We start from the raw sequence: 6,194 nt of genomic DNA, 5'->3' as shown, positions 1-6,194 counted from the left end.
TGCTCCGCACCCGTCTTCTGACCTCGCCGCATGTCCAGCTCCTTCGGTCCTGGCTGATCCTCTCAATCAGCCCGGTCCAAAGCCAGCCAGTCACGTCACGGCCTTCGCATCGTCGAAGCGCTCTACAGCGAAGACGGCACGCCTCACGCGCGAAGGCTCGGCATATCCGACCGCTGCGGTTCCCGGGCCGCGTGAACCGCAGCGCCGGTCTCACAACATCTCCGGTACGGCCTGTGCGGGCGGGCGCTGGAGCACCCGCCAGATCAGTCCCAGCAGTCCCACCAGTCCCACACCGGCCAGAGACAGGGGCATCGCCCCGAGGGCGAGGCCTTCTTCGCCGTACCAGACACGCAACGCACCCGTCATGGCCAAGCCCCATCCGGAGGCGATCCAGGCGAGGGTGAAGACGGCCATCCGTTCGCGCGCCGTCGTGCGCGCCATGAGATCGGGGGCGAGGAGCGCCAAGCCGACACCGAGGATCGGAAGATCGTAATCGTAGGCGTAGGGGCTCACCAGAAGGCTCGCGATGGCAGTGAGCCCGATCACCTGGCGGGTCGGCATCCGGCGGCGGATGGCGAGGGCCACCAGACCGAGGGCGAGGAATGCGACGCAGGCCTGAACCGCCATGGCCACCGCGGCGGACGCGCCGAGGGTCCGCACGACGGCATAGGCCGAGATCATCCGGAACAGGGGATAGAGCCCCTGTTCCAGGAAGGCCCCCGCCTCGGCGACACCACCGAGGAACGCCCTCCAGACGGACGGGCCGAGCACCAGGGTGGCGAGCGCGGCCGATGCGCCCGCCACGCCCGCGGCGATGAGTGCCGTGCGCCAGTCGCGGGTCATCGCGGCCTGGAGCGCGAAGCCGACGGCGAGATGCGGCTTGATCGCCATCAGGCCCAGGGGCAGCCCGGCGCGCGGGTCGTGGCGCGCGAGATAGAGGCAAGCCAGGCCGATGAGGCTGCCGCTCAGGAACCCGTTCTGGCCGCAGGCGATGGTGACGATCAAGGCGGGAAATACGAGGGCGAGGAGCGCGCCGAGATGCTGTGGGGCCAGACGCCGCAGGACCATCAGATAGGCCGCCAGGGTGCCGCCCGTGAACAGCAGGTAGGCCAGTCCACGGGGGAGGAGCGCGAAGGGCGCCACCACCAGGTTGAAGACGGGCGGGTAGGTCCAGGGCAGGAAGGTATCGGGCGCCCCGAGGGTGCGCTGTGCCAGAAGCAGCGTCGTGAAATGGTACGCCTGTTCGACCTCTCCGCGCCAGACCAGGCGGCCCGCGATCAGGAACGCGTCGAAATCGATGAGCACCATGATCCGCCCGAGCGGTGGCCAGGTGAGCTCGATCGCCTTCGTGACCAGCAGCACGAAGAGGAGAGAAAAGATCACCCTTTGTAGCAGGGGCGACCGGATCGGATCCGCGACGGATCGGGCGACGGCCGGATCGTCGGAGGCTCCGGCCAGGGCAGTGCGCATGATCTTCGTCTCGGTTGGGACCGGCGGCGAGCCGAACCCCGTCATCGTGCGCCGACCCTTGCCGATAGGCCTTTAAGAGTCCGTGAAATGGGCCGTGCCGCTGCTTTGCGTGGGCCCTCGGCGGATCGCTGGCGCGGGCCGGCGGACGTGATAGGACATCGGCACGTCGGCGGCGGAGTGCGGCCCGCGTTGCGCAGGTGCGGCCGATCCATGTCGGCGATCGGCACCATCGGAGAGGATCGAGATCGTGCGTTCTGGACTTGCCGTCTTCCTCGGCGCCCTCCTCGGGGCGGCCCTCCTCGGTTCGGTTCCGGCCCGGGCGCAGCTCGATATCGACGATCTCGTTCCCTGCGCGCAGGAAGGGCAGGTCTGCCGCATGCCCCACGCGACCAACGTCTATTTCGGCGTCACCGGCCGCACGAACGGGCGCCCCTTCCCGCAGGGCGGCTCGATCCTGTGCGCCGTCTCGACCTTCGGCGATCCGGCTCCGGGCCTCAGCAAGATGTGCTGGTACGCGCCGCTGGCCGCCTCCGGCCGTCGCGAGGAGCCCCGGGGACGGGATCTTCGCGATGACGACGGGCGTGGCCGCCGCGACAATCGCCGGGATGAGCGCAACGACGACCGTGATGATCGCGTCCGCGGTCGGGGCGATTCCGAGCGCCGTTCGGACGGCTACGATCGGCGCGGCTCGGATGCCTACGAGCGTCCCCGGCGCGATCGGGATTCCGGCCGGTACTGAATCTGTGGCTCGGTCACGCTCCGGCGGGGCGACCAGCCGCGTCGGCGCTCCGATGAACGTCAGGCGGCACCCGCATGCGGCGCCGGCACCTCCGTCGAGATGGCGTCCACCGTTCGCTGGGGCGGGCTGCCCAGACCGTCCGAGCGGACGATGCGGATCTGCTGGTTGATGGGCTGCATGTTGCCGTAGGGCGTCGAGAATGCGATCTCGGCGGCATCCCGGCCGACGCCGATGCGGACGAGACCGTCGAGGTCGGCCTGTCGCGTCGCGTCGAACAGCCACCAGCGCCCGTCGAGATAGGCCTCGAAAACCGCGTGGAAGTCGCTCGGCACGAGGCCGTGGGCGTAGCAGCTCACGAAGCGGGCGGGGATGCCGAGCGCCCGGCAGAACGCCGTGCCGATATGTGCGAAGTCGCGGCAGACGCCGGCGCGCTTCAGCAGGCTCTCGTCGGCGGTGGTCTCGCCGTCGCTGGTGCCGGGCTGGTAGGTCAGGTGGTCGTGGATCCAGTTGCAGATCTGGTTCACGCGGGCATGGCCCTTGGGCAGGGCGCCGAACTCGGCCTGGGCGAAGGGTGTCAGGCGGTCCGACGAGACGAAGCGGCTCGGCAGCAGGAAGGGCAGGATGTCGAGGGGCAGTTGGCCGATCGGCGTCTCGTTGATGGTGGCCGGGTCGGCCCGGTGGACGGTGAGTTCGACCTCGGCGTTGTATTCCAGCGCGAACTGCCCCATCGGCACGTTGACGCCGAGATAGCGGTTCAGGAGATCGGGCGTCGTGTAGATGTCGCGCTTGAGGTTGGGGGTCAGCACCAGGGATTCACTGAGGATCTCCAGGCTCCGCAGCTTGGCGACTTCCAGGTTGAAGATGAAGGTCGTGTCCGAGAGGATGTTGTAAGACAGGCTGCAGCCGAGGGTGTAGCGCATGGAAGCTCCTTCCTTTGTGCCCGCACGGGTGCAAGCCTTTGTGCCCGCACGGGTGCAAGGTTTACGCCCGTTCGGACGGAAAAGCTCCGCGATCGAGCCACCGCTGCCCTTCCCGCGCGCCATGCGCGGATCGCTCAGGCCCGGGGCAGCAGGATCACCGTGAGGGAGCGCACGCCCTGCGCCCCATGGATCAGCACACCCTCGATATCGGCGGTGGCCGAAGGGCCGGTATGGAGCACGGCGTAGGTGGCGCGGCCGAAATCGGGCCGGCGATAGGCCGCCTGGATGTTGACCAGGATATCGGCCGGATCGAGCAACACCACGAGGTGCTGGGCGAGGTAGGCCACGGCGTTCACCTTCAACTCGTCCTGGGTGAACAGCACCGAGCCGGTCTCGGCGACACCGAACACCGCGCGCACGATGGCGACATCGACGTCGGCGAGGTCCTGCGGGCGGGCGACCGCTCCGAGATCACGGTTTCCCGTGATCTCCGGCACGGCGGAGGCGATGACGGCCGCCGTGTCGAGACGCTCGCGCACGGCGGCGAACGGATCGGCGCCTGGGACCGGGGCGGCGATGCGGCCGCCCATGCGCTTCAGGCGCTCGCCGAACTCCGCCACGTGGTCGTCGCCCACGAGGGGGGGAAACACCGGCACCTCCGGCAGGGGATGGTCGCCCGCCGGGCGGTTCTTCCGGATGCTGGCCAGGGTGTCGTCACGGGCGCTCATTTGGCGCCGTCCTGCTTGGTCATCCGGTTCTGCTTGTACCAGCTATGGAAGCTCTGGCGCGGGGTCTCGGGCATCTCGCGGCCCTTCCCCCAGGTGTTGAGCGGGTTGTAGACGGCGAAGCGCGGCAGGGCCCTGAGGGCCGAATCGGCCGCCCCGATGGCGGCACGGTAGGCGGCCGGCCGGCTCAACACCTGACCCGCCGCCTTCATCATTCCCTGCTTTAGCAAAGGAATCTGGTGCTCCTCGGCCAGGACCTTGCGCCACGCGAAGATCTGCTCGTGAATGTTGATCTTCACCGGGCAGACGTTGGTGCAGGAGCCGTTCATGGTCGAGGAGAACGGCAGGGTCGAATACTTGCGCTTGTTGAAGGTCGGGTCGATGATGAGCCCGATGGGTCCCGAATAGGTGGCGCCGTAGGACAGGCCGCCCGAGCGCCGGTAGACCGGACAGGTGTTCATGCAGGCGCCGCAGCGGATGCATTTGAGCGAGGTCCAGAACTCCTCCATCCCGAGGCGCTCGGAACGGCCGTTGTCGACCAGCACCATGTGCATTTCGGTGCCTTCACGCGGCCCCCTGAAATGCGAAGTGTACTGGGTGATCGGCGAGCCCAGCGCCGAGCGCGACAGCAGGCGGATGAACACGCCGAGATGCTCGATGCGCGGGATCAGCTTCTCGATGCCGATGGAGTGGATCTGAAGCTTGGGCACGTTGCCCGAGAGGTCGGCATTGCCCTCGTTGGTGCAGGTGACGACGGTGCCGGTTTCCGCGATGGCGAAGTTGCAGCCGGTCATCCCCGCATCCGCCTCCAGGATGAGGGGGCGCGTGTGCATGCGCTGGCTCTCGGCCAGGTAGTGAGCGTCGTCGTTCTCCGGGTCGGTGCCCATGGTCCGGGCGAAGACTTCCGCCACGTCGAACCGGGTCTTGTGCACCGCCGGCACGACGACGTGGCTCGGCTCCTCGTTGTCGAGTTGCTGGATGCGCTCGCCGAGATCGGTCTCGATCACTTCGATGCCGGTGCCGGCCATGTAATGGCGAAAGCCGCACTCCTCCGTGAGCATGGATTTGGACTTGATCAGCGTCTTCGCGCCGTGATCCTTGAGAATGCCGTGGACGATGCGGTTGTGGTCGGCCCCGTCCGCCGCCCAGTGGACGTGAACACCGTTGGCCCGGGCGTTCGCCTCGAACTCCTCGAGGTATCGGTCGAGGTTCGACAGGGTGTGGGTCTTGATCCGGGAGGCGAGTTCGCGAAGCTCCTCCCATTCGGGAATGCCGAAGGCCGCGACATCGCGCTTGCCGCGCAGGTCCCACAGGCGGGCGTCGTGCGCCTTCTGGTGCAGGGGGGCGGCCAGAAAGCGCTCGGCGGCCTCGGCCTGGTCGATGGGCCGGTCGCCGCGGATCTTCGCGCCGCGCGGCTGCGGTTCGCGGGGCGCCTTCACCGCCACAGGCTTCGTCGCGGCTTCCGCGTGCTGGAGGCGCCGGCCGTCCTGGCCGTGGTCGCTCTCAAGAGCCGTCTCGCGCAGGCCCTGATCCTCGATGCTCATGCGGCGGCTCCGTTGAGGATGCGGGCGATGTGGATGAACTTCAGGGGCGTGCCGAGCCGGGCGGCGCAGCCCTTCTGGTGCATCATGCAGGAGGAATCGGCCGAGACCACGTAGGCGGCGCCGGCCTGGGCGTGGTCGGTCACCTTGTCGTAGCCCATCTTGGCCGAGACGGCCGGCTCGAACACCGAGAAGGTGCCGCCGAAGCCGCAGCACTCGTCGGGGCGGGCGGGCGTGACGATCTCGATGCCCTTGACCTTGCTGAGGAGGTCGAGGGGCTTGGAGTAGTAGGGCTTGTTCAGCTCGGACGGCCGGGCGTGGTGGATGCCCCGCAGGGCGTTGCAGTTCGAGTGGTAGCCGACCTTGTGCGGGAAGGAGGCCCAGGGGAATTCCTCGACCTTCAGGATGTCGTGCAGGAATTCCACCAGTTCGAAGGTCTTTGCCCGGACATCCTTCACGTCGTCCGTCTGCGGGATGGCGGTCAGGTGCTCGCGGACCTGATGCGCGCACGAGCCCGACGGCGTGACGACGTAGTCGAACCCGGTGAAGTTCTTCACGAACAAGGCTTCGGTGGCGGCCGCCTCGGCATGGCAGCCGGTGTTGGTCATCGGCTGCCCACAACAGGTCTGGTCGAACGGGTAATGGACGTCGAGGCCGAAGCGTTCGAGCAGTTCGAGGGTGGCGATGCCCACCTCCGGCTCGAAGGCATCGACGTAGCACGGCACGAACAGTCCGATGCGCATGGCGTTTTTCTTCATTTCGTGGGCGGCGCCGGAGCGCCGCCCACCCTGGAAACATT

Annotated in this window: 6 protein-coding genes; 1 reads left to right on the top strand and 5 read right to left on the bottom strand. The window is 68.0% G+C overall.

The genetic code is table 11. The features are described 5' to 3' along the window. Positions 1-210: 210 nt before the first annotated feature. Entirely contained in the window at positions 211-1,470 is a 1,260-nt protein-coding gene (locus tag ASF52_RS02950) for a glycosyltransferase family 87 protein (protein WP_056167359.1), read from the bottom strand. A gap of 247 nt (positions 1,471-1,717) precedes the next feature. On the opposite strand from ASF52_RS02950, the gene ASF52_RS02945 reads away from it, so the two are divergent. Continuing rightward, positions 1,718-2,209 carry a hypothetical protein gene (locus ASF52_RS02945; protein ID WP_056167313.1) on the top strand — a complete coding sequence of 164 codons (492 nt, stop codon included), beginning with the start codon at positions 1,718-1,720 and terminating at the stop codon, positions 2,207-2,209. Between the two features lie 59 nt (positions 2,210-2,268). On the opposite strand, the gene ASF52_RS02940 is transcribed toward ASF52_RS02945, so the two are convergent. The 4 genes from ASF52_RS02940 to ASF52_RS02925 all read right to left on the bottom strand — a co-directional run bounded on the left by ASF52_RS02940 (position 2,269) and on the right by ASF52_RS02925 (position 6,138). Further along, the gene (locus tag ASF52_RS02940; protein WP_056167310.1) at positions 2,269-3,129 is read right to left on the bottom strand and encodes a transglutaminase-like domain-containing protein; all 861 of its coding nucleotides are present in this window, start codon (positions 3,127-3,129) and stop codon (positions 2,269-2,271) included. A 134-nt stretch (positions 3,130-3,263) separates the two neighbouring features. Continuing rightward, positions 3,264-3,857 (bottom strand): LutC/YkgG family protein, encoded by a 594-nt coding sequence (locus ASF52_RS02935; RefSeq protein WP_056167309.1) that lies wholly within the window; start codon positions 3,855-3,857, stop codon positions 3,264-3,266. Next, positions 3,854-5,398, bottom strand: a complete 1,545-nt coding sequence (locus tag ASF52_RS02930) for a lactate utilization protein B (RefSeq protein WP_056167306.1) — start codon at positions 5,396-5,398, stop codon at positions 3,854-3,856. The genes ASF52_RS02935 and ASF52_RS02930 overlap by 4 nt, the downstream gene beginning before the upstream one ends. Next, positions 5,395-6,138 (bottom strand): (Fe-S)-binding protein, encoded by a 744-nt coding sequence (locus tag ASF52_RS02925; RefSeq protein WP_056167303.1) that lies wholly within the window; start codon positions 6,136-6,138, stop codon positions 5,395-5,397. The genes ASF52_RS02930 and ASF52_RS02925 overlap by 4 nt, the downstream gene beginning before the upstream one ends. Between the last annotated feature and the right edge of the window lie 56 nt (positions 6,139-6,194).

The organism is Methylobacterium sp. Leaf112 (assembly GCF_001423295.1).
Lineage (GTDB): Bacteria > Pseudomonadota > Alphaproteobacteria > Rhizobiales > Beijerinckiaceae > Methylobacterium.
The sequence above is the reverse complement of the archived record's forward strand: the minus strand, read 5'-3'. Positions and strand labels throughout refer to the sequence as shown.

Excerpts from the sequence above, each read along its gene's own strand:
- ASF52_RS02935 (WP_056167309.1), bottom strand. The coding sequence starts at position 3,857 with ATGAGCGCCCGTGACGACACCCTGGCCAGCATCCGGAAGAACCGCCCG.
- ASF52_RS02925 (WP_056167303.1), bottom strand. The coding sequence starts at position 6,138 with ATGCGCATCGGACTGTTCGTGCCGTGCTACGTCGATGCCTTCGAGCCG.
- ASF52_RS02930 (WP_056167306.1), bottom strand. The coding sequence starts at position 5,398 with ATGAGCATCGAGGATCAGGGCCTGCGCGAGACGGCTCTTGAGAGCGAC.
- ASF52_RS02940 (WP_056167310.1), bottom strand. The coding sequence starts at position 3,129 with ATGCGCTACACCCTCGGCTGCAGCCTGTCTTACAACATCCTCTCGGAC.
- ASF52_RS02950 (WP_056167359.1), bottom strand. The coding sequence starts at position 1,470 with ATGCGCACTGCCCTGGCCGGAGCCTCCGACGATCCGGCCGTCGCCCGA.